Below are 20,561 nucleotides of genomic sequence, written 5' to 3'. Positions count from 1 at the left end.
CGCCCGTGTCATTGCGTCGAGGAATACCCAGTCTGACGGCATTACAGGCGTTCGAGGCGTCGGCGCGTCATCAAAGCTTCTCGAAAGCCGCCGCCGAATTGCAACAGACGCACGGCGCCATCTGCAAAAAGGTCAACGAACTTGAAGCGAGCCTCGACGTCGAGCTTTTCCGGCGTGTGAGCCAGCGTTTGGTGCTGACCGATGCCGGGGCAGACTACGCACATCGAATCCGCGTGAATCTCGAGCAGATCCGGCAGGATACGCAGCAATTGATCGCGAACCGCGAACGATCGACGCTGCGCATAGCTGTCGGCGTCACCTTCGGCGCGCAATGGCTGGTGCCGCGTTTGCCGGGTTTTCATCGCGCACATCCGAACATTCAAGTGCGGTTGACAGGACGCGATCAGCCTACCTATTTCCAGGACCTGAACTTCGATGCTGCGATCCACTTCGAGCAGTCGCCAATGCCCTGACTCGCGAGCAAGGTGCTGCTGGCGGACGACGAAGTGTGGATGGTGGGCTCGCCTTCGTTCATCGCAGATCATGCGGAATACAAGATTGCGTCAATGCCGTGGATCCACACGCGCGACTTGCCTTCTGCATGGATGACGTGGAGTGAATCGGTTGCATCGGAACAACGCGTGGAGCACATACAGCGCGATGGCAACGACCATTTCTTCGACTTTTTCATCATGGCGATTCGAGCTGCGGTCGCGGGACTCGGTGTCGCGCTCTTGCCGCGCGTGCTGATCGAACAGGAGTTCACTTCTGGCCAACTGGTCCGCATCGGCGATTATGCGGCGATCAACGCGCAGAAGACCTATCTCATGTTTCCCGAGCTGCGGCGCGATTGGACACCGTTTGCTACGTTCGCGTCATGGCTAGAAGACGAAATGATCCGGTATCGCGCGGTGCATGCAGGCGGCAACGACAACGAGCCGTACGAGCCGACCACAGTCCGAACGGAACCGGACGACGCAACGAACTCATCACGCCCGGATCGCTAATCGAAGGCAGAACTTGCCACGTGCACATCGCATTCCAGTCTGCTCGCGCTACGCGATTGCCGGTTTGCGATGTGCCGTCTTCTGTGTCGCCGTGTGCGGTTGCGCCCTCAGACGCTGCGGAGTTTGTTTCCACGAGCCGAATCGCGGCGGGATAACGCGCCTTGTCGATCGATGCGCGCGAGCTCTTGCGCGATGCCCGCGCCCGACGCCTTGGCTCATCGTGGCGTCTCAAAGCGCGCTAGCTCTCGCAACGGTCGCATGCGTCGACGCATCGGCGTGTAGCATCGCGTGCAGCGTGACGCGATTGTCGTTGCCGTCGTCTCTCGCACGCTGCGAAAATTGAGTGCGGGGCGAGTTGTCGTGAATCATCGCGCGCACCCGCGGATAGATCTGCGCTTCCCATTTGCGGCCATTGAACACGCCGTAGTGACCGACGCTTGTTTGCACGTGATGCGTTTTCATGTAAAGCGGCAAGCGCGAGCACAGGTCTTGCGCCGCCACAGTTTGTCCCACTGCGCAGATGTCGTCCTTCTCGCCTTCGATCGTAAGTAGCGCGGTGTGCCGGATCGCCGATGGTTCCACGAGCCGCCCATGCACGCGCAAGTTGCCGCGCGGTATCGCGTATTGCTGAAACACGGTGCTCACCGTCTCCAGATAGAAGTCTGCCGTGAGATCGGTTGTGGCGAAGTACTCGCGATAGAACGTGCGCACAGCGTCGGCCTTCGCGGGGTCGCCTTTTGCGCGCTCGCGGTACATGTCCGTGAACGCGGTCGCATGCCGTTCAAGGTTCATCGTCATGAACGCGCCGAGCTGCACGAAACCCGGATAGACACGCCGCTGCGCGCCGGCAAAGCCAGGCGGCACGATGCAAATCAGATTCTTTTCGAACCATTCCATCGGCTTGCTCGTCGCCAGTCGATTCACTGCCGTCGGATTGACGCGACAGTCGATAGGGCCCGCCATCAGCGTCATGCTCGCGGGTTGCGCGGGATCGTTGTCCGCCGCCATCAGAGAGACGGCTGCGAGGGCTGCCACGGTCGGCTGACAGACAGCGAGCAGATGCGCATCAGGTCCGATGCGACGGATGAAGGCGATCACATGATCGACGTATTCGTCGAAACCAAAGCGTCCGGCCGACAGCGGCACGTCACGCGGGTTGTGCCAGTCCGTGATGAAGACGTCATGGTCCGCGAGCATCGTGCGCACCGTGCCACGCAACAGCGTCGCGAAGTGGCCGGACATCGGCGCGACGATCAATACGCGTGGCTGTTCGATGTCGATGTCCTTGCGAAAGCGCAAGAGTGAGCCGAACGGCGTGCGCTTCAGCACTTCCTCGGTCACTTCCACGCGCGTGCCATCCACTTCGACGCTATCGATGCCGAAAGGCGGGCGATGATGCGTCAGCCCGGACGCCTCCAGTAGTTCGCAATACGCGTCGAGCGTGCGGGCCGACGAGCTGGCGGCGAGCGCCGGCAGTGCTGCCAGCGTCATCCGCGTGGTGGTGGCGGCTGCACGCCACGGGCGCATCAGATCGGCGGCCGCCTGATAGGTCAGGTAAGCGAAAGGATTCATGAGTGCGCTTCGGATCGGGGTCGTCCGGGAAAGGCAATGTGCATGCCAATTGCGCGAGAATTGGCATGGTGCTTGCGGCATTCGGCGCCAGCAGGGGAGTGCGCGCCGCGCAGCGCGTGCGTATTGCGCGCCGCGCACTCGTGATGTCCTATGCAGGCTGCATTGTGGTGCATAAACAGGCCGATCCGGTGCGTGCGCAACGATTCAGGACGTTTTTATTACCGACGGTGGCGAATAGCGGAGGCTCTGATGGCGCAGGCAAAAACTCGCGCGGTTGAGACAGGAACGCGCGCCGTCGCGGCGCGCGAAGCCGTGTCCTCCACAGCGGCGTCCACGATACCAGCGTCCGTAGCGTCGCAAGCCGGCAAGCCAACGCTGACGATCAGCAGTTGCAACTATTCGTCGTGGTCGATGCGTGGCTGGCTGCTCGTCAAGCTCGCCGGGCTCGAAGTGGAAACGGTCACGGTGCCAGTCGACGACCCGACCGCGCGCGCCGAACTGCTGCTGCTGTCACCGTCGATTCTTGTGCCCTGTCTCCAGCACGATGGCATTCGCGTGTGGGACACGCTTGCTATCGCGGAGTATCTGAACGAAATCCGTCCACAAGCGGGTCTGCTGCCTGAGGACCGCAAGGCGCGCGCGCATTGCCGCGCGATCTGCGGCGAAATGCATTCGGGCTTCAGTGCGTTGCGTTCTGCATTGCCGATGAACCTGCGCGCGCATTTCGCCAACTTCCGTATCTGGTCGCGTGCACAGGACGACATAGAACGCATCATGGCGATCTGGCGCGAATGCTTCGCCGCGTATGACGGCCCGTGGCTGTTCGGCGAGATCAGCGCGGCCGACGCGATGTACGCACCGGTCGTCACGCGCTTTCTTACCTATGATGTCAAGCTGGATCGCGATATCGCCGACTATTGCGCGCGCGTGCTGAAGCATCCGCTTGTCGCCGAGTGGATCGGCATGGCGAGCGCCGAGACCGAAGATATTGATGAGTTGGATGTGGAGTTCTAGCTTGGCGGCAAAGAAGCCATGCTTCTCGGGCGACTGGACGCTCACATTGGGCATGCCGTCTATGACTCAGGCTTCAACCCGCCTCGTCAAGCGACAGCCGCCTCATACTTTCCCGCACTAACTCGAGAAATGCCTCTACCACCGGATTCGCCTGCTGCGTTTGCGGATAAAGCGTGAAACCGCGAAACCATATCTCCGGCGAAAACGGCCTGAACACGATACGACGTGCATCGGTATCGACCGTGGCCAGAGGATTGACGATTCCCACGCCCGCTGCGCGCGCCACGAGCGCACAAATGGTCGCGCCATACGGCGTCTCGATCGACGGCACCTGGTCCGCGCCTGCGGGACGCAACGCGCGATCTATCGCGGCGCGCGTGTCGTCGGCGTAGGAGGGCAGAATCAAACGTTCACCGCGCAGGTCAACAGCGCGAATCCGCTTTCGCGCAGCAAGCGCGTGCTTCGCGGGCAACGCACACAAGCCCGCAAGCCGGTATAACTCGACACTCGTCACGCCGAACGCGTCAGGCGTCGTGGTCGCGAACCCAACGTCGCATTGTCCGGACGACACCCAGCGTTGAATCGTGCTCTCGCTGCGCATCTCCAGCGACACGGCCACACGCGGATGCGCGTCTACAAAGCGCTCGATCACCGCCGGCAAGAACGATAACGCGACGACTGGCGCAGCCACGATCCGCAACCGCCCACTTCCGAGCTGCAGGATCTCGCGCGCTGAATGTTCCAGCTTTTCCAGCCCGACAAAGCTTCGATCCACTTCACGATAGAACGCGCTGCCTGCGTCGGTGGCATGAATGCGTCCGCCGTTGCGCACGAACAGCGTGAGCCCGGTGCCCGCTTCCAGTTCTGCGATCAGCCGGCTGATGCTCGGCTGCGACGTGCCAAGTTCTTCTGCCGCGGCTGTCATCGAGCCCCGCAGCATGACGAGGCGGAACGCCTCAATCTGCCTCAGATTCATCCTTATTCCCCGAGATTCAGCTCGACAAACATCAGCCGCCGTCACAAGCATGCCATATCAGAAATGAATGGAAGCCCTTTTTGTCGCTATTTGACCGGATGACTTGCGAGGGCGACACTGGGCTCGAATCAAGCCACAGGCGAGTCCATGCGTCCCGATGCGTTGCTGTTCCACGAAGCCTTCCGCTGCACGCCGTACTGGTGGGATTCGGCCCCGCCCGAAGTCGCGCCTGCGCCGCTGCCGGCGAGTGCGGACCTTGCGATCATCGGTAGCGGTTATTGCGGACTGTCGGCTGCGGCGCAAGCGGCGAAGCACGGTGCAAGCGTCGCCGTGCTGGATTCCGCTGAGATCGGCGCAGGCGGCAGCACGCGTAGCGGCGGCATGGTGTCGAGCGGACAAAAGCTGGCGCTGACCAATGCGATCAGCGGCGTCACCGCCGAACGCCTGACGCGCCTGATGCAGGAGTCGATGGCGAGTTTCGACTACCTCAAGCAGATCGTCGCGCAGGAATCGCTCGATGCGGACCTGCGCATCACCGGCCGTTTCTTCGGGGCCTTCACGCCCGCGCATTTCGACGTACTGCGTCGTCAGGGCCAGCTTCTGCGCGAAAAGACCGGCGTCACGGTGCATGTGATCGAGCGCGGCGCGCAACGGGCCATCATCGGCTCCGACTATTACTACGGCGGTATTCTCGTCGACGAATACGGCGGGCTGCATACGGCGAAGTATCACCGCGCCCTGCGCGATCTCGCTCGCCGTCGCGGCGCGACGCTGCATTCGCATGCGGCGGTGCAGCGCATCGAACGGATCGAAGGCACGCGCTTTCGCGTCCATACCGTTCGCGGCATGCTCGAGGCGCGGCAGGTGCTGGTTGCCACCAACGGCTATACCGGGCCGCTTGTGCCGTTCTTCTCGCGCCGCGTGCTGCCGGTAGCGAGCTATCAGATCGCTACGGAGCCGCTGCCCGATGGCCTGATGGACGTGCTCAATCCCGGCCGCCGCATGATCAGCGATTCGAAGCGCAATCTCTTCTACACGCGTCCGTCGCCGGACGGGACGCGCATGATCTTCGGCTCGCGGCCCGCGATCCGCGAGATAGACGAACGCGAGGCCGCGCGGCGGCTGTACGCGAAGCTGGTGCAACTGTGGCCCGCGTTGCGCGACGTGCGCATCACACATGCCTGGAAAGGCCTTGTCGCAATGACCGGCGACAAGCTTGCGCACATCGGCCAGCACGACGGTGTGCACTATGCGCTTGGCTGCAACGGCAACGGCGTCGCGCTGATGAGTTACCTCGGGCATCGCATCGGGAACCACATGGTCGGCGTCGAGCCGGACGTCGGTGCGTTCGGCGAAGGCGCGTTCCCGATCTCCAGCGCGGGCATGACGAGCGCACTTGCCGTGCCGATCGGCAGCGCGTTGTACCGGATCGGCGATCTGTGGCATGGACGCGTGCGGGCGGCGCTTTCCTAGCGATCCGCGTTCCATCAGGATGTTGAGGCACTGAACAGGAGCCGAAATGATTGAACTGCACAAGGTTTCGAAGTGGTACGGAGGGCATCGCGTGCTGTCCGATTGCACCGCGAACATCGCGCGCGGAGAAGTCGTCGTGATCTGCGGGCCGTCGGGTTCCGGCAAGTCGACGCTCATCAAATCCGTCAACGGGTTGGAAGCGGTGCAGGGCGGCCGGATCGTGGTGGACGGCATCGATGTGACGGCGAAGCGGGCCAATCTCTCGCGGCTGCGTGCGCGCGTCGGCATGGTCTTCCAGCACTTTGAACTGTTCCCGCATCTGTCCGTGCAGCGCAATCTGATGCTCGCGCAAATGAACGTGCTCGGCCGCGCCCGTGACGAAGCCGCCGACAAGGCGCGCGCGCTGTTGCGCCGCGTCGGTCTAGGAGGACACGAAGACAAATATCCGACGCAGCTGTCGGGCGGCCAGCAGCAGCGCGTCGCGATCGCCCGCGCGCTGTCGATGGACCCGGTCGCGATGCTGTTCGACGAGCCGACTTCCGCGCTCGACCCCGAAATGGTCAACGAAGTCCTCGACGTGATGACTGCACTTGCGCAGGAGGGCATGACGATGCTTTGCGTGACGCACGAGATGGGTTTCGCAAAGCGCGTCGCGGACCGCGTGCTATTCATGGACCGCGGCGCGATCGTCGCGGACGAAACGCGCGAGGCGTTCTTCGAGCGTCCGCGCTCTGAACGGGCAAGAGAGTTTCTCTCGCGCATCCTGCATTGATCCAATCCGCTGTCTATCTCCAGGGAGCCTCAACATGCGATTTCTCCGAATGGCACGTCACTTCGCGCTGGCCACTTCGTTCCTGATCGGCGCGGCAACCGCTGCTCACGCCGAGGACGTCGGCACGCTGACGCCGGGCAAGATCGTCGCGGGCGTGGATGCCAACAACAAGCCATATTCCTATATCGACAACGGCAAGATGACAGGCTTCGACGTCGAACTGATTCGCGCCATCGCCGCGAAGCTCGGGCTGTCCGCCGACTTTCGCGCGCAAGACTTCGCGGGCCTGCTGCCGAGCGTGGCGAACCAGCAGGTCGACCTTGCGGCAGGCTCGATTTCGATCACCAAGGACCGCCTCAAGATGGTCGATTTCTCCGACGGCTATCTGACCGGTCTGCTGAGCGTCGCGACGCTGCCGGGCAGCAGCATCGGCGCGGATGCCGGTTCGGTGAAGGACAAGCGTATCGGCGTGGTGCAGGGGACCATCGAAGACACGTATTCGCAGAGCTATCTGCCGGGCGCGCAGATCGTGCGCTTCCCGAATATCAACGCAGGCTTCCTCGCGCTGCGGAACAAGTACATCGAAGGCTTTTTTATCGATAAGACGCTGCTGGAAGGCCTGCAAGGCAAGTATCCGCAACTGAACCTCGCGGACAAGCTCGACATCTCCGCCGCGAATCTCCCCGCGGGCTTCCCGATCCGCAAGGGCAACGCGAAGCTCGAAACCGCGGTCAACAAGGCGCTGGGAGAGCTGGTGGCGGATGGCACCTGGCTCAAGCTGTACCAGCAGTTCAACCCCGGCTATCCGAAGCCTGATCCGATGCCGCCTTACGCGATGAAGTAACGGCCAGGAAGGGCGCGGTCTGCGCGCAAGCCACGAACAAGGAGAGTCCCCATGGATGCGTTTCTGCAGAACTTCCTGGATTGGCCGCTGCTGGTCGAGTCGCTGCCTGTGCTGCTCGGCACGGGTCTCGTGAACACGCTGGTCCTGTCGGTGATCTCGACCGCGCTCGGCATCGTGGCGGGCATGGCGCTGGCGCTGTGCGCGGTGTCGAATACTCGCTGGCTGACGTGGCCAGCCCAGGTCTTCATCGACGTGTTCCGCGGGCTCCCCGCCGCTCTGGTGATTCTGGTGGTGGGGCAGGGGCTCGCGCCCATCGGGCTCTCGCTGTTCGGGCCGAACCCGTATCCGCTCGCGATCGTCGCACTCGCGCTGGTGTCATCGGCGTATATCGCAGAGATTTTTCGCTCGGGCATTCAAAGTGTCGGCCGCGGGCAGATGTACGCCTGCCAGGCGCTCGGCATGACGTACTGGAGCGGCATGCGGCACGTGATCGTGCCGCAGGGCGTGCGGCGCATCCTGCCCGCGCTCGCGAATCAGTTCATCTCGATCGTCAAGGACTCAAGCCTCGTGTACTTCCTCGGACTGCTCACGTCGCAACGCGATCTTTTCACCATCGGCCAGAACGCGGCGGTCAATACGGCGAACCTGTCGCCGCTGGTGGCGGCGGGCGTCGTGTATCTGCTGATCACAGTGCCGCTCACGCACGCGATCAATCATCTCGACCGCTGGACCAACCGCTTCAGCAATCCCGGCGCGCATCACCGGAAGGCGTCGCGCAAGGCGCGCAACGTGCGCCATGAGGAAGCGCTTCAGTCACAGCAGGCGGCGGTGGCCGAGCGTCGTCCGTAAACTCTCATTTCGATGAAACCAACATGGGACCGAAAGTCGACACCGTCGCCGACGATATCAAGCTGCCCGAACGCGCCGATGTGGTCGTGATTGGCGGCGGCATCATGGGTGTGTCAACGGCGCTTGCGCTGCACGAGAAGGGACTGTCCGTCGCGCTTTGCGAGAAGGGGCACATCGCGGGCGAGCAGTCGAGCCGCAACTGGGGCTGGGTGCGCGTCACGCGGCGCGATCCGCGTGAATTCCTGCTCAGCATCGAAAGCCTGAAAATCTGGCGGACGCTCGACCGCACGCTCGGCATCGACACAGGCTTCAATCAGTGCGGCATTCTCTACGTATCGAACGATGATGACGTGCTCGCCCGTCACCGCGACTGGCTCATGCGCGCACGGCAGATCGCGGGCGACGACGCATTCGATACGCGTGAAATCGAATCACGCGAGATTGCCACGTTGCTTCCAGGCGCGAAGCAGACGTTCAAGGCCGGCATCTTTACGCCCGGCGACGCGCGCGCCGAGCCGCAGAAAGCCGCGCCCGCGATCGCCAACGCGCTGCGCCGTCGGGGCGTCAGCATTCTCACGCCATGCGCGGTGCGGGGCATCGAGACGAGCGGCGGGCGTGTGAGCGCGGTCGTTACCGAGCACGGCACTATCCGATGCGACGCGGCAGTGGTCGCGGGCGGCGCGTGGACGCGCTATTTCTGCGGGAATCTAGGCGTCGAGTTGCCGCAACTGCTGACGCGTGCGTCCGTCTTGCGCACCGAGCCGCTCGAAGGCGGTCCGACATGCAGCGCCAACAACGAGGAGTTCGCATTCCGCAAGCGCGCGGACGGCGGTTACACAGTCGCGTACGGCATGCGCACGCATGCGGACCTCACGCCCGATTCGTTCCGTCTGTTCTTCAAGTACATCGAGGCGTTGAAGAGCCAGATGGGCGCGTTGCAGATTCAAATAGGCAAGCGCTTCTTCGATGAACTGAAGCGGCCGCGCCGCTGGCCGCTGAATGAACCGACGGTGTTCGAGCACATTCGCACGCTGGACCCGGACCCGGTCGTGCCTTATGTCGACAAGGGTCTGAACGCGTTTGTCGATGCGTTTCCACAATTTTCGGGCGCGCGCATCGCGCAGCGCTGGGCGGGTTACATCGACGTGACGCCAGATGCGATTCCGGTCATCTCGAAGGTCGCGCGCGTGCCGGGCATGTTCATCGGCACCGGGTTTTCGGGGCATGGCTTCGGCATCGGGCCTGCCGCGGGCAGGCTGATGGCGGACCTCGTCAACGAGGATAAACCGCTCGTCGATCCGCACGCGTTCCGCCTGGAGCGGTTCAGCGATGGCTCGAAAATCACCATCGACGCAGGCTTCTGACGACAAGGCAAATGACATGGAGAAAGTGGCGATGGTGTCGGGCGCGAGTCGCGGCATTGGAAGGGAGATCGCGCTGGAACTGGCGCGGCGCGGTTACCGGCTGTCGCTCGGGCAACGCGATCCGCACGCGGGCGATGGCGTGCCCGATGCATTCCTGCATCCGTACGAGGCGCGCGATTCCGCCGCCGCTCGCGCCTGGGTCGATGCGACGCTCGGGCGCTTCGGGCGCATCGACGTGCTGGTGAGCAACGCGGGAATTTGCCGCATGATCGACTTCGATAGCGGCACTGATACGCTGCTCACGGAGACGCTCGACATCAACGTGATGGCGCCTTTCCGGCTCGTGCAGGCGGCGCTGCCGCATCTCAGGCGCGCGGGCGCCGGGCGCTTCGTGCAGCTTGCGTCGCTATCGGGCAAACGCGTGAAAAACCTCAACGTCGGCTATCAGATGTCGAAACACGCGATGGTGGCCCTCACCCACGCGGTGCGCCGCGCGGGCTGGGAGGACGGCGTGCGTGCGACCGCCGTGTGCCCCGGCTTCGTCAATACGGATATGGCCGCTGGCATCGCCGATATCGAACCCCTGGCGATGACGCAGCCGCGCGATCTTGCACTGCTGGTCGTCAATACGATCGAGCTGCCGAATACGACGAGTGTGGCGGAGTTGCTCGTGAATTGTCGGTATGAGGAGATGCTGTAGAGCCGCGCATGTTGGCCATCGCGCGGTGACCATCGTCGCGCCGCGCGGAGGATTGGCCTGTGCACTCATCAGATACGCATTACGGTCACTTGCCGCCGCTCGCTCATCCGACTCATGAGACGTCGGCAGGGCCGGTTCGCTAGTTGGACGTCTATCTGCTCGCAATGCAACTAATCGTCGGCTCCGTAACGTTTCCTTGATCTGCGTGTAAAGCGGAACGTGAGAGTCGGGAGAAAGTGGTAGGTGAGGCAGCGTCATGGATGGCTGATGTGCATCGGGCGTGATTTCGCTGACTCGCATCATCATTGGGTTGTGTGTCACCAGGTCCGCGTGCAGCATCATTGGGAGCGCCATTGCAAGTAAGTCGGTGATGTGCGGACGGCTTCGTGCTGTCGGGCTATCCGCATCTGGACGAGGCATATCGCTTCGCGGAGCTGGTGTTCCCGCTGCTGCCCGGCAAAGGCCGCGTGACGAGCGATGCGCGCCAGACCGGAGGCGCATTCGATATCCGCGCGGGTCAGGCCGCGCGCTGAGGTCTCGCGGTGAGGTCGCAGTGAGGTCTCGCGGTGCGATCACCGCCCCTTCCACGGCACGAGCCGCCGCTCAAGCGCGCGCATGCCGAAGTCGAAGATCCACGCGATCGCGCCGATCAGCACGATGCCCATCACCACCACGTCGGTACGCAGGAAGCTCGATGCGTTGAGCACCATCTGCCCGAGCCCGGCCGTCGCGGCCACCATCTCCGCGGCGACGAGCGTGGTCCATCCGAACCCGACCGCGATGCGCAGGCCGGTCAGGATTTCGGGCAGCGCGGCGGGCAACACTACGTGCCACACCACTTGCCTGAAGTCCGCGCCGAGCGACCACGCCGCGTTCACCTGTTCGGCGCTCGCGCTCCGGACGCCCGCGCGCGCGGCCATCGCGATCGGCGCGAAGCACGCGAGCCAGATGACGACGATCTTCGCGGTTTCGTCGATGCCGAACCAGATCACGACGAGCGGCAGATACGCGAGCGGCGGCAGCGGCCGATAGAACTCCAGCGGCGGATCGAGCACGCCGCGCGCGATGCGGCTCACGCCCATCAGAATGCCGATCGGCACTGCGGTGATCACCGCCAGCGCGAATGCGCCGAACACGCGAATCGCGCTCCATAGCAGATGCTCGTAGAGCGGCAGGCCACCCTGCAGCCGCCCGTGCACGGCATCGACGAAGGCGCGCCACACCGCTTCGGGCGAAGGCAGAAAGAGCGGCGGCAGCCAGTGAAAATGCGTGGCCGCCCACCAGAGCAGCGCGAGTGTCGCGACGCACAGCACGCTGGGCACGGCCGTCGGGCCCGCGCCCGGCATGCCGCGATAGCGCGCACCCCGTTTGACGCGGGTGGCGCGTCGTGCAATGCGCGGCGGTGTCGCTGCGCGCGGCAGTCGCGCGTCCTGAGCGGGATGGGTCATGCCACCTCCGTTTCAGTGCGATGCAGGCGGCGCGTCAGCCGCTCGCGCCACTCGATGAACGCAGGCGATGATTTCACGGCGCGCGCATCCCGGTTCCGGACGAATTCACGCGAGAACGGCAGTTCGTGCACCTCCTCGATCCGCCCCGGACCGGGCGTCATCAGCACGAGCCGCGTCGCGAGGAAAAGCGCCTCTTCCACGCTGTGCGTGATGAAGAACACCGTCTTGCCCGTGCGCGCCCACACGTCGAGCACCAGTTCCTGCACGGCTTCGCGCGTGAGGGCGTCGAGCGCGCCCATCGGTTCGTCCATCAGCAGCACTTCGGGATCGCTCGCGAGCGCGCGCGCGATGCCCACGCGCTGCTGCATCCCGCCCGACAACGCGTAGACCTTCGCGTGCTCATGCTGCGCGAGGCCGACGAGCGCGAGCGTACGGCGTGCGATTGCGTGCCGCTCGCTTCGCTTCATGCCGCGAAAACGCAGTCCGAGCGCGACGTTGTCGAGCACGTCGAGCCACGGCATCAACGCATATTTTTGGAACACCACGCCGCGCTCGGCGCCGGGCCCGACGATCGGCTCGCCGTTGAGCGATGCCTCGCCTTCGGTCGGATCGAGAAAACCGGCGAGGCAATTGAGCAGCGTGGTCTTGCCGCATCCCGACGCGCCCAGCGCCACCACGAACTCGCCGCTGCCTATCTGCAAGTCGACGCCCTTCAGCGCGGGCGTGCTCGCGCCTTCGTACGTGACGCCGAGATTGCGGATGGAAAGCGACGTCATTTCGCGGCCTGCTGCGCGAAGCGCGGATCGACACCCGTGGAGTAATCCGCGAGCACGTTCTGGATCGTGCCCTGCTGCTTGAGGAACTGCGCGGTCGCGGCGAGCGATTTTGCCGCGCCCGACTGCTGGCCGCCGCCGAGCCACGTCGGCGACGCCTGCTCGCCCGCGTTCGGGAAGGCATAGAGCGCGAGGCTCGCGGGCACGTCGGCGGCGTTCGCGCCCGACTCCTGCGCGACCGCCTGAACCTGTTTCGAGCCGGCGCCCCAGTCGGCCTTGTGATCGCGGTATTGAGCGTCGGTGTCGGCGAGCACCTTGACGAGGCCGTTCAGGAACGCGGGATTGTCCTGCGCGAACTTGCGCGAGGCGACGAAGCCGTCGAAGGTCGCCTTGCCCGATTCGGTCGCGACCTGTCCCGACGTGATCAGCACACGGCCGTTCTGCTTGACCTTGGCGAGCACGGGGTCCCAGATATAAGTCGCGTCGATATTGCCGCGCTCCCACGCGGCGGCGACTTCGGGCGGACGCAGATTGACGATCTTCACGGTCGACGGATCGACGCCCGCCTGCTGCAGGGCTACGAGCGCATGGAAGTGCGACGTCGACACATAGGGCACGCCGAGCGTCTTGCCCTTGAGATCGGCGAGCTTCGTGACGCCGGAGCCGTTGCGCGCGACAAGCGCTTCGGCGTCGTTGATGTTGTCGAGAATCCAGAACAGCGAGAGATCGACGCCTTGCGAGAGGCCTGCCGCGATCGGGCTCGATCCTGCTTCGCCGATCTGAATGGAGCCCGACGCGAGCGCGCGGATGACGTCCGCGCCGCTGCCGAGCTTGCGGTACGTGACCTTGTAGCCCGTCGCCTTTTCGACGGCGCCGCTCGCCTGCGCATAGCGCCACGGCACCACCATGTCCTGATAGCCGATCACCACTTCGCGCGTCTCGGCCTGCGCGTGAACGGGGCCGAGAGCAACGGCGGCGAACAGGAAAGAAGCGATGCCTGCAATCAGCTTGCGGCGATTGATCGTGTGTTTCATGGAGCGTGCCGGATGGTGTGGTGAAGCCTTCGACTATAGGCACTTCGCGTGCCGCGGCTACGAATGAATCATGCGAAGCAAATGACGTGAAACGCACTTCGCATATGCCGTTTTCCAAACTGCGAACGGTTCGATGCAAACCATCATTTGCAAATGACAAATGCTTGGTTCTGCTTCAGGCCGATGTCTCGCATAGTCGAACGTGATGGCTATAGACGGCGAACCGGCTTCAAACGGCTGTCGACGCCATGGCTTCTGTGAGGAAACGAGAAAACGGAGACGTCATGACCGACGAAGTACAGGAACGCATCATTCATCCCGTGCTGGAAGGGGCGCGCGAAGCGGGCGCAGCGGCGCAATTGCCGTATGCGGGCAGCGTATCGCCGGCCGACGCATGGGCGCTCGTGCAAGCCGGCGACGCCGTGCTCGTCGACGTGCGCACCGCCGAAGAGCGCAAGTTCGTGGGCTACGTCCCCGAAAGCATTCACGTCGCATGGGCGACAGGCACGAGTCTCACGCGCAATCCGCGCTTCGTGCGCGAGCTGGAAGCGAAGACCGGCAAGGATGCGGTCGTGCTGCTTCTGTGCCGCAGCGGCAAGCGTTCGGCGGCGGCAGCCGAAGCCGCGGCCAAAGCGGGCTTCACGCATGCGTTCAACGTGAGCGAAGGCTTCGAAGGCGAACTGGACGAACAACAGCGGCGCGGCACGCAAAACGGCTGGCGCTATCTCGGCTTGCCCTGGGTTCAGGACTAGAGCGGACCCATTACATCGAAAGGACTGCACTGTGGCTGTATTCGACATCGACGACATCGTCCAATCGCTTCAGACGGTCCGCCAGCAGTGGCGGGAAACGCAAAAGCGCTCGCTGGAGCCGGGCGGGCGCGAGCTTCCCGCGCGCGAGGCGCTCGCCGATATCATCGGCGCGCTGAAAGGCGCGCTCTTCCCGATGCGGCTCGGGCCGCCCGACCTGCGCCAGGAAAGCGAGAACTTCTACGTCGGCCATGCACTCGATTTCGCGCTGCAAGGCTTGCTTGCACAAGCGAAGCTCGAGCTGCACTACAAAGCCCGACATCTTCCACGCGACGATCAAGCGATCGATACACGCGCGAGCGACGCGATACGCGCGTTCGCGAAGACCTTGCCGCGCATCCGCAGCCTGCTCGACAGCGACATTCTCGCGGCCTATCAGGGCGACCCGGCGGCGGGCAGCGTCGATGAAGTGCTGCTCTGCTATCCCGGCATTCTCGTGATGATTCACCATCGCGTCGCGCACGAGTTGTATCGGCTCGGGTTGCCGCTGCTCGCGCGTATCGTGGCCGAACTCGCGCATGGGGAAACGGGCATCGACATTCATCCGGGCGCGCGCATCGGCTCGGGCTTCTTCATCGATCACGGCACGGGCGTCGTGATCGGCGAGACGGCCGTCATCGGCAATCATGTGCGCATCTATCAGGCGGTGACGCTCGGCGCGAAGCGCTTTCCGCGCGACGCGGAAGGTCATCTCGAGAAAGGGCTCGCGCGTCATCCGATCGTCGAGGACGATGTCGTCATCTATGCGGGCGCAACGATCCTCGGACGCGTGACGCTCGGACGCGGCGCGGTGATCGGGGGCAACGTATGGCTCACGCACGATGTCGCACCGGGCGCGTCGGTCACGCAGGCGCTGTCGCAAAGCGGCGAGGCAGGCGTGCGCGTGCGTGCCGCGGACTCCGAGCAGGTGACGTCATGAGCACGCTCGTGCGCCACTTCGGCGCGACGGTGCGCGAGCTGCGCGAATCGCAGGGCTGGACCCAGGAGCAACTCGCGGAATATGCGGGCTTGAACCGGTCCTATGTTGGGGAAATCGAGCGCGGCGCGTGCATCGCGTCGATCGTCACCGTCGACAAGATCGCGAAAGCGTTCGCCGTGCCGATGGCCCGTCTTCTCGCGCCCATGCCGCACGACGAATCGGCCTGATGACGGCTATAGCATGTTGAACGGGGTTTGTGGCCTCGTGATAATGACGCCCGTTCATAAGCATTCCCGTTCTTCTTCTATAGACCCCGGAGCATCTCATGACCGCAACAGTCGGCGGCCCGACCGCGCTCGGCGACAACGCAGCACGGCAACTAGCGAACGCCACCAAGACAGTCCCGCAACTCTCGACGATCACGCCTCGATGGCTCACGCACCTGCTGCAATGGGTGCCGGTCGAGGCGGGCATCTATCGTCTGAATCAGGTGAAGAACCCCGAGGCGGTGCGCGCGCTGTGCACGCAGCGCGAAGACGAAAGCATGCTGCCGCGCACGTTCGTGCCTTACGAAGAACAGCCGCGCGAATACTTTCTCAATGCGGTGAGCACGGTGCTCGACGTGCAGACGCGCGTGGCCGATCTCTACAGCAGCCCGCATGATCAGACCAAGGAGCAACTGCGCCTGACGATCGAGACGATCAAGGAGCTTCAGGAAAGCCAGCTCATCAACAATCCGGATTACGGTCTGCTCGCGAATGTCGCGGAAGAACAGCGCGTGTTTCCGCTGACCGGCGCGCCGACGCCCGATGACCTCGACGAACTGCTCACGAGAGTCTGGAAAGAGCCCGCGTTCTTCCTGACGCATCCGCTCGCGATCGCCGCGTTCGGCCGCGAATGCACGCGCCGTGGCGTGCCGCCGCCGACGGTCAGCCTGTTCGGCTCGCAGTTCCTCACGTGGCGCGGCATTCCGCTGATTCCGTCGGACAAGGTGCCGGTGGCGGATGGCAAGACCAAGATTCTGTTGCTGCGCGTGGGCGACAAGCGTCAGGGTGTGGTCGGCCTGTATCAGCCGGGCGTGGCGGGCGAGCAGGGTCCGGGGCTGTCGGTGCGCTTCATGGGCATCAACAATCACGCGATCGCGTCGTATCTGATCTCGCTGTATTGCTCGCTCGCCGTGCATTCGCCGGATGCGCTGGCCGTTCTGGATGATGTGGAGATCGCCAAGTACCATGAGTATCCCGACACCTACCGCTAATCCGCTGAGCCTGCCCCATGCGGACGCGCCCGCGGGTCTGCCCGATGTCGCGACGCTCGCGCGCCTTGCCAACGAGTTCTTCTCGAACGTGCCGGGCAGCGCGACACCGGCTGCCGCGAGCCTCGGCAGCGGCGGGGGCGAGTCGATCTCGGCGATGCTGCCGTTCACCGCGCCCGCGACGAGCATCGTGAGCAATCCCGCGCCGCCGGGTTCGCCGCTCGCGGGTCCGGGCGGCACGGGCACGGGCGTGCCGGGTCTGTCGATTCCGCAAGGCTACGCGCCGGGGACGAATCTCGCACCGTCGTCGCCGCTGCATGTGCTCTCGCTCGGCAATCGCGTGCCCGCGCTCGCGCCGCACGCGATCTCGCATGACGGCGTGCCTGATCTCGCGCAGACCGTCGCGCCCGCGATAGAGCCGCGTGTGGGCGGCGCGGCGCTCGGCACGGAGCCGAGCGCGATCGAACGTCCTTCGGCGGAGGGCGCGCTGACGTCGGGCTACTACTTTCTGAACGAAGGCGGTCAACCCGCGCATGTGCATCGCGAAGCATTGAAGCCGGGACAAGGCGTCACCGCCGAATCGTTCGGTTTGCCCGGCGACGATTTCCTGCGCTCGCTCGCCGTCGAGCGTCAAAGTACGCCGTATTACTTCGCTCAAGACGAGGGCAAGCCGGCACCGTACGCAAACTCCGCGCATCCGCCGTTCGATGTCAACGCGATCCGCCGCGACTTCCCGATTCTTCAGGAGCGCGCGAACGGCAGGCAGCTCGTGTGGTTCGACAACGCCGCGACGACGCAGAAGCCGCAGGCCGTCATCGACCGGCTCGCGTACTTCTACGCGCACGAGAACTCGAACATTCACCGCGCGGCGCACGCCATCGCGGGCCGCGCGACCGATGCCTACGAAGGCGCGCGCGAGACGGTGCGGCGCTTTCTCAACGCGAGTTCGACGGAAGAGATCATCTTCGTGCGCGGCACGACCGAAGGCATCAATCTGGTCGCGAAGTCATGGGGCATGAAGAACGTGGGCGAGGGCGACGAGATCATCGTGTCGCATCTCGAACATCACGCGAACATCGTGCCGTGGCAGCAGCTCGCGTCGGAGAAGGGCGCGAAGCTGCGCGTGATTCCGGTCGACGATTCCGGGCAAGTGCTGCTCGACGAGTACCAGCGCATGCTCAACGGGCGCACGAAGATCGTGTCCGTGACGCAGGTGTCGAATGCGCTCGGCACGGTCGTGCCGGTGCAGGAGATCGTCGCGATGGCGCATCGTGCGGGCGCGCGTGCGCTCGTCGACGGGGCGCAGTCGGTGTCGCACATGCGTGTCGACGTGCAGAGCATCGATGCCGATTTCTTCGTGTTCTCGGGGCACAAGATCTTCGGTCCGACGGGCATCGGCGCGGTGTACGGCAAGCGCGAGGTGCTGGAGGACATGCCGCCGTGGGAAGGCGGCGGCAACATGATCCAGGACGTGACCTTCGAGCGCACCGTGTTTCAGGGGCCGCCGAGCCGCTTCGAGGCGGGCACGGGCAATATCGCGGATGCGGTCGGACTCGGCGCGGCGCTCGATTACGTGACACGCATCGGTATCGAAAATATCGGGCGCTACGAGCACGATCTGCTCGCGTATGCGACGAACCTGCTGCGGCCGGTGCCCGGCGTGCGCCTGATCGGCACGGCGGACGACAAGGCGAGCGTGCTGTCGTTCGTGTTGAAAGGTTATGCGCCGGAAGCGGTCGGGCGTGCGCTGAACGAAGAGGGTATCGCGGTGCGCTCTGGGCATCATTGCGCGCAGCCGATCCTGCGGCGTTTCGGCGTCGAAGCGACGGTGCGGCCATCGCTCGCGTTTTACAACACCTGCGACGAAGTCGATCGCTTCATCTCGGTCGTGCGGCATCTTTCCGCGCGCAGGTAAAACGAAACGCGGCGCATGGTCTCCCATGCGCCGCGACGCTCATACTTTACCGAGCACGCCAAGCCACGCCTGGCCGATGACTTCATGCGCCGCATCCGCGTTGGGTGGATGAAACGCGCCCGCCCGCACGTCGCGATAAAGCCGTTCGAGTTCGTTGTGACGCGACAGCGACGCCGCGCCCGCGATCTTCAGCGCGAGATTCACCACGCGCAACGCACCATCGACCGCATGCTGTTTCGCCGCGAGCAGATGCGCGATCCACGGCTCGTCTTCTCCGTAGCCCGTCCACCAGCGCTCGGCCGCGCGCTCGACCAGTGCCTCGATGCTCGCCAGTTCGATGGCCGCCTGCGCGACCGCCTGCTGCGTGAGCGGCTTGTACGCGTAAGTCTTGCCGCCGATGGCCGGCGATGCGCGCTGCTTTGCCGATTCCACCGCGACGTGGAAGGCGCGCTTCGCGATGCCGTAATAGACCGCGCCGAGACCAGGCAGCACCGCGCCGAGAATGCCGTCGACGAAGGGATCGTCGGGAATGCCCGCGGGCAGCACGCGAATCACCTTGTCGCGCGGCGCAATCGCCCCTTCGAGCCAGGTGTCGTCGCTGCGCGTGGCGCGCAGGCCGAGCGCATCCCAGGTCTGCACCGTGCGATGACCCGCCGCGTCGCGCCGGATGAACGCATGCACGATCTTCGGCGCCTGCGGGTCGGACTCGTCGATGCCGTGCACGCCGAGCCAGTCCCATGCGGGCGCGAGCGAGGTGAAGATCTTGCGCCCGTCGAAGCGATAGCCGCCGTCTGGCAATGGCGTCGCCTTCACCGATGACCACGCGAGACCGAGATCGTTGCCGGGCTCGCCGTGACCCGCGGCGAACACCTTGCCCGCGCCCGCTTCTTCGAGAATCCATTGCGCCGACGTGTCGCCGCGCCGGTACAGATGCAGCGCCGCGCCGACCCAGTACAGATGCATGTTCAGCGCGAGCGCGGTCGATGGCGCGCGGGCCGCGAGCCTTGCCTGTTCGCGCAGAAGTCTTGGCAGCGTGAGGCCGAGGCCGCCGAATTCGACCGGCACGCTCGCGCGCAGGAAATTGGCTTCGTGGAGATCGCGCAGGTCTTCCGAGAAGAAGTGGTTGTCGCGGTCGTAGCCGGCGGCGCGCTGGCCGATGGCTTCGAGCAGCGCATCGGACAACAGGGGCGATGCGTCGCCCGGAGCGGGCGGCGCGATGGCGGGTTCGAGTACGGCGCTCATCGAGGCTCTCCTGTGTGCGGCGTCACGTCAGCGCCGAGAAATACTTCTCGTCGGGTACGACGCCGGCGGCGATGAAAATGCGGTTCGTATGGTTGAACCACGATGCGGTCTCGATCGCTTCGAGGATATCGGCGTCGTCGAGGCCGAGCCTGCGCAGGCGGTCGAAGTCCTTTTCCGTGATCGCGCGCGGCGAAGTGGTGATGGTTTCGGCGATCTCGGCCAGCGCGAGTTGCCGCGCGGACAGATCAGCGAGGTGATAGTCGAGCGCGATGCGCCGTGCCTGCACGCGGTCGCCCAGCGCCTCGCCGAGCGCATGCGCGTGATGGATCGCACACAGGCCGCAGCCGTTCGTGCGCGACACGATGACCGCGATCAATTCGCGCTCGTCGATCGGCAGCCGGCCTTCGGTGGCGAAGAGCTTTTCGAAGTACTGCGTGAAGCGGCGCGCCGTATCGGGGTTCAGGGCGAGCGCGCGAATCCAGTTGTCGCCGCCGTGCTGCTCGACCAGTTGCCGCAGTTCATCGCTCAAGGTGTCGTGCGCGGGAACCTCCAGCCGGCCGATGACGGGTGCCTCGGTGCTCAGGACTTCTGCCAT

20 protein-coding genes and 2 pseudogenes are annotated in these 20,561 nt (G+C 64.5%); 15 read left to right on the top strand and 7 right to left on the bottom strand.

Going from position 1 to position 20,561, the window contains the following annotated elements; genetic code table 11:
• The first annotated feature begins 5 nt into the window (after positions 1 to 5).
• Positions 6 to 1,007: pseudogene (locus AC1Z32_RS10155) on the top strand (LysR substrate-binding domain-containing protein).
• A 228-nt stretch (positions 1,008 to 1,235) separates the two neighbouring features.
• Here AC1Z32_RS10155 and AC1Z32_RS10150 read toward each other — a convergent pair.
• Positions 1,236 to 2,579 carry a polyhydroxyalkanoate depolymerase gene (locus tag AC1Z32_RS10150; RefSeq protein ID WP_483478580.1) on the bottom strand — a complete coding sequence of 448 codons (1,344 nt, stop codon included), beginning with the start codon at positions 2,577 to 2,579 and terminating at the stop codon, positions 1,236 to 1,238.
• Positions 2,580 to 2,644: 65 nt separating this feature from the next.
• Between AC1Z32_RS10150 and AC1Z32_RS10145 the strand changes: the two genes are divergently transcribed.
• Together AC1Z32_RS10145 and AC1Z32_RS10140 are read left to right on the top strand one after the other, a co-directional pair.
• Positions 2,645 to 2,857 (top strand): hypothetical protein, encoded by a 213-nt coding sequence (locus tag AC1Z32_RS10145; protein WP_483478579.1) that lies wholly within the window; start codon positions 2,645 to 2,647, stop codon positions 2,855 to 2,857.
• Positions 2,829 to 3,593: a glutathione S-transferase family protein gene (locus AC1Z32_RS10140; RefSeq protein ID WP_483478578.1), complete on the top strand. Its 765-nt coding sequence runs from the start codon at positions 2,829 to 2,831 to the stop codon at positions 3,591 to 3,593. Before AC1Z32_RS10145 ends, AC1Z32_RS10140 begins: the two co-directional genes overlap by 29 nt.
• A 73-nt stretch (positions 3,594 to 3,666) precedes the next feature.
• Here AC1Z32_RS10140 and AC1Z32_RS10135 read toward each other — a convergent pair whose 3' ends face one another.
• Positions 3,667 to 4,569, bottom strand: coding sequence for a LysR substrate-binding domain-containing protein (locus tag AC1Z32_RS10135; protein WP_483478815.1), 903 nt, complete (start codon positions 4,567 to 4,569; stop codon positions 3,667 to 3,669).
• Positions 4,570 to 4,716: 147 nt separating this feature from the next.
• On the opposite strand from AC1Z32_RS10135, the gene AC1Z32_RS10130 reads away from it, so the two are divergent.
• The 7 genes and pseudogenes from AC1Z32_RS10130 to AC1Z32_RS10100 all read left to right on the top strand — a co-directional run.
• Positions 4,717 to 6,042 carry an NAD(P)/FAD-dependent oxidoreductase gene (locus AC1Z32_RS10130; protein ID WP_483478577.1) on the top strand — a complete coding sequence of 442 codons (1,326 nt, stop codon included), beginning with the start codon at positions 4,717 to 4,719 and terminating at the stop codon, positions 6,040 to 6,042.
• A 46-nt stretch (positions 6,043 to 6,088) separates the two neighbouring features.
• Positions 6,089 to 6,814 carry an amino acid ABC transporter ATP-binding protein gene (locus AC1Z32_RS10125; protein ID WP_483478576.1) on the top strand — a complete coding sequence of 242 codons (726 nt, stop codon included), beginning with the start codon at positions 6,089 to 6,091 and terminating at the stop codon, positions 6,812 to 6,814.
• Between the two features lie 34 nt (positions 6,815 to 6,848).
• Positions 6,849 to 7,658, top strand: a complete 810-nt coding sequence (locus tag AC1Z32_RS10120; RefSeq protein ID WP_483478575.1) for an ABC transporter substrate-binding protein — start codon at positions 6,849 to 6,851, stop codon at positions 7,656 to 7,658.
• A 51-nt stretch (positions 7,659 to 7,709) separates the two neighbouring features.
• Positions 7,710 to 8,507, top strand: coding sequence for an amino acid ABC transporter permease (locus AC1Z32_RS10115; protein ID WP_483478574.1), 798 nt, complete (start codon positions 7,710 to 7,712; stop codon positions 8,505 to 8,507).
• Between the two features lie 23 nt (positions 8,508 to 8,530).
• Complete coding sequence (locus tag AC1Z32_RS10110) at positions 8,531 to 9,871, top strand: NAD(P)/FAD-dependent oxidoreductase (protein WP_483478573.1); 1,341 nt, start codon at positions 8,531 to 8,533, stop codon at positions 9,869 to 9,871.
• Positions 9,872 to 9,887: 16 nt separating this feature from the next.
• Entirely contained in the window at positions 9,888 to 10,571 is a 684-nt protein-coding gene (locus AC1Z32_RS10105) for an SDR family NAD(P)-dependent oxidoreductase (protein WP_483478572.1), read from the top strand.
• Positions 10,572 to 10,945: 374 nt separating this feature from the next.
• Positions 10,946 to 11,104, top strand: a pseudogene (locus AC1Z32_RS10100) (alkanesulfonate monooxygenase); the annotation flags it as partial.
• 39 nt (positions 11,105 to 11,143) lie between these two features.
• Here the strand turns inward: AC1Z32_RS10100 and AC1Z32_RS10095 are convergent.
• From AC1Z32_RS10095 to tauA, 3 genes are read right to left on the bottom strand one after another with little or no spacing between them, the layout of a single operon-like run.
• Positions 11,144 to 12,019 carry an ABC transporter permease subunit gene (locus AC1Z32_RS10095; protein WP_483478571.1) on the bottom strand — a complete coding sequence of 292 codons (876 nt, stop codon included), beginning with the start codon at positions 12,017 to 12,019 and terminating at the stop codon, positions 11,144 to 11,146.
• Positions 12,016 to 12,795, bottom strand: a complete 780-nt coding sequence (locus tag AC1Z32_RS10090; RefSeq protein WP_483478570.1) for a taurine ABC transporter ATP-binding protein — start codon at positions 12,793 to 12,795, stop codon at positions 12,016 to 12,018. The genes AC1Z32_RS10095 and AC1Z32_RS10090 overlap by 4 nt, the downstream gene beginning before the upstream one ends.
• Positions 12,792 to 13,826: a taurine ABC transporter substrate-binding protein gene (gene tauA / locus AC1Z32_RS10085; protein ID WP_483478569.1), complete on the bottom strand. Its 1,035-nt coding sequence runs from the start codon at positions 13,824 to 13,826 to the stop codon at positions 12,792 to 12,794. The genes AC1Z32_RS10090 and tauA overlap by 4 nt, the downstream gene beginning before the upstream one ends.
• Positions 13,827 to 14,110: 284 nt before the next feature.
• Between tauA and AC1Z32_RS10080 the strand changes: the two genes are divergently transcribed.
• The 5 genes from AC1Z32_RS10080 (at position 14,111) to AC1Z32_RS10060 (ending at position 18,724) form a co-directional block, all read left to right on the top strand.
• Positions 14,111 to 14,578, top strand: a complete 468-nt coding sequence (locus tag AC1Z32_RS10080; RefSeq protein ID WP_483478568.1) for a rhodanese-like domain-containing protein — start codon at positions 14,111 to 14,113, stop codon at positions 14,576 to 14,578.
• A gap of 31 nt (positions 14,579 to 14,609) precedes the next feature.
• The gene (epsC, locus tag AC1Z32_RS10075) at positions 14,610 to 15,554 is read left to right on the top strand and encodes a serine O-acetyltransferase EpsC (protein ID WP_483478567.1); all 945 of its coding nucleotides are present in this window, start codon (positions 14,610 to 14,612) and stop codon (positions 15,552 to 15,554) included.
• Positions 15,551 to 15,781, top strand: a complete 231-nt coding sequence (locus tag AC1Z32_RS10070; RefSeq protein WP_483478566.1) for a helix-turn-helix domain-containing protein — start codon at positions 15,551 to 15,553, stop codon at positions 15,779 to 15,781. Before epsC ends, AC1Z32_RS10070 begins: the two co-directional genes overlap by 4 nt.
• 98 nt (positions 15,782 to 15,879) lie before the next feature.
• Positions 15,880 to 16,812 (top strand): family 2A encapsulin nanocompartment shell protein, encoded by a 933-nt coding sequence (locus AC1Z32_RS10065; RefSeq protein ID WP_483478565.1) that lies wholly within the window; start codon positions 15,880 to 15,882, stop codon positions 16,810 to 16,812.
• Positions 16,787 to 18,724: a family 2A encapsulin nanocompartment cargo protein cysteine desulfurase gene (locus AC1Z32_RS10060; protein WP_483478564.1), complete on the top strand. Its 1,938-nt coding sequence runs from the start codon at positions 16,787 to 16,789 to the stop codon at positions 18,722 to 18,724. Before AC1Z32_RS10065 ends, AC1Z32_RS10060 begins: the two co-directional genes overlap by 26 nt.
• A 39-nt stretch (positions 18,725 to 18,763) precedes the next feature.
• Here AC1Z32_RS10060 and AC1Z32_RS10055 read toward each other — a convergent pair whose 3' ends face one another.
• Both AC1Z32_RS10055 and AC1Z32_RS10050 read right to left on the bottom strand, forming a co-directional pair.
• Positions 18,764 to 19,966, bottom strand: a complete 1,203-nt coding sequence (locus AC1Z32_RS10055) for an acyl-CoA dehydrogenase family protein (RefSeq protein WP_483478563.1) — start codon at positions 19,964 to 19,966, stop codon at positions 18,764 to 18,766.
• Between the two features lie 22 nt (positions 19,967 to 19,988).
• Entirely contained in the window at positions 19,989 to 20,561 is a 573-nt protein-coding gene (locus AC1Z32_RS10050) for a peroxidase-related enzyme (protein WP_483478562.1), read from the bottom strand.

Source organism: Caballeronia sp. 11_S32 (genome assembly GCF_056930355.1).
The sequence above is the reverse complement of the archived record's forward strand: the minus strand, read 5'-3'. Positions and strand labels throughout refer to the sequence as shown.

Bases quoted from the DNA above. Each gene is read 5' to 3' on its own strand.
- AC1Z32_RS10120 (WP_483478575.1), top strand. From the start codon at position 6,849: ATGCGATTTCTCCGAATGGCACGTCACTTCGCGCTGGCCACTTCGTTC.
- AC1Z32_RS10070 (WP_483478566.1), top strand. From the start codon at position 15,551: ATGAGCACGCTCGTGCGCCACTTCGGCGCGACGGTGCGCGAGCTGCGC.
- AC1Z32_RS10080 (WP_483478568.1), top strand. From the start codon at position 14,111: ATGACCGACGAAGTACAGGAACGCATCATTCATCCCGTGCTGGAAGGG.
- AC1Z32_RS10060 (WP_483478564.1), top strand. From the start codon at position 16,787: ATGAGTATCCCGACACCTACCGCTAATCCGCTGAGCCTGCCCCATGCG.
- AC1Z32_RS10125 (WP_483478576.1), top strand. From the start codon at position 6,089: ATGATTGAACTGCACAAGGTTTCGAAGTGGTACGGAGGGCATCGCGTG.
- AC1Z32_RS10140 (WP_483478578.1), top strand. From the start codon at position 2,829: ATGGCGCAGGCAAAAACTCGCGCGGTTGAGACAGGAACGCGCGCCGTC.
- AC1Z32_RS10065 (WP_483478565.1), top strand. From the start codon at position 15,880: ATGACCGCAACAGTCGGCGGCCCGACCGCGCTCGGCGACAACGCAGCA.
- AC1Z32_RS10105 (WP_483478572.1), top strand. From the start codon at position 9,888: ATGGAGAAAGTGGCGATGGTGTCGGGCGCGAGTCGCGGCATTGGAAGG.
- AC1Z32_RS10150 (WP_483478580.1), bottom strand. From the start codon at position 2,579: ATGAATCCTTTCGCTTACCTGACCTATCAGGCGGCCGCCGATCTGATG.
- AC1Z32_RS10110 (WP_483478573.1), top strand. From the start codon at position 8,531: ATGGGACCGAAAGTCGACACCGTCGCCGACGATATCAAGCTGCCCGAA.
- AC1Z32_RS10135 (WP_483478815.1), bottom strand. From the start codon at position 4,569: ATGAATCTGAGGCAGATTGAGGCGTTCCGCCTCGTCATGCTGCGGGGC.
- AC1Z32_RS10115 (WP_483478574.1), top strand. From the start codon at position 7,710: ATGGATGCGTTTCTGCAGAACTTCCTGGATTGGCCGCTGCTGGTCGAG.
- AC1Z32_RS10055 (WP_483478563.1), bottom strand. From the start codon at position 19,966: ATGAGCGCCGTACTCGAACCCGCCATCGCGCCGCCCGCTCCGGGCGAC.
- AC1Z32_RS10095 (WP_483478571.1), bottom strand. From the start codon at position 12,019: ATGACCCATCCCGCTCAGGACGCGCGACTGCCGCGCGCAGCGACACCG.
- AC1Z32_RS10090 (WP_483478570.1), bottom strand. From the start codon at position 12,795: ATGACGTCGCTTTCCATCCGCAATCTCGGCGTCACGTACGAAGGCGCG.
- AC1Z32_RS10050 (WP_483478562.1), bottom strand. From the start codon at position 20,561: ATGGCAGAAGTCCTGAGCACCGAGGCACCCGTCATCGGCCGGCTGGAG.
- AC1Z32_RS10130 (WP_483478577.1), top strand. From the start codon at position 4,717: ATGCGTCCCGATGCGTTGCTGTTCCACGAAGCCTTCCGCTGCACGCCG.
- AC1Z32_RS10145 (WP_483478579.1), top strand. From the start codon at position 2,645: ATGGTGCTTGCGGCATTCGGCGCCAGCAGGGGAGTGCGCGCCGCGCAG.
- tauA (WP_483478569.1), bottom strand. From the start codon at position 13,826: ATGAAACACACGATCAATCGCCGCAAGCTGATTGCAGGCATCGCTTCT.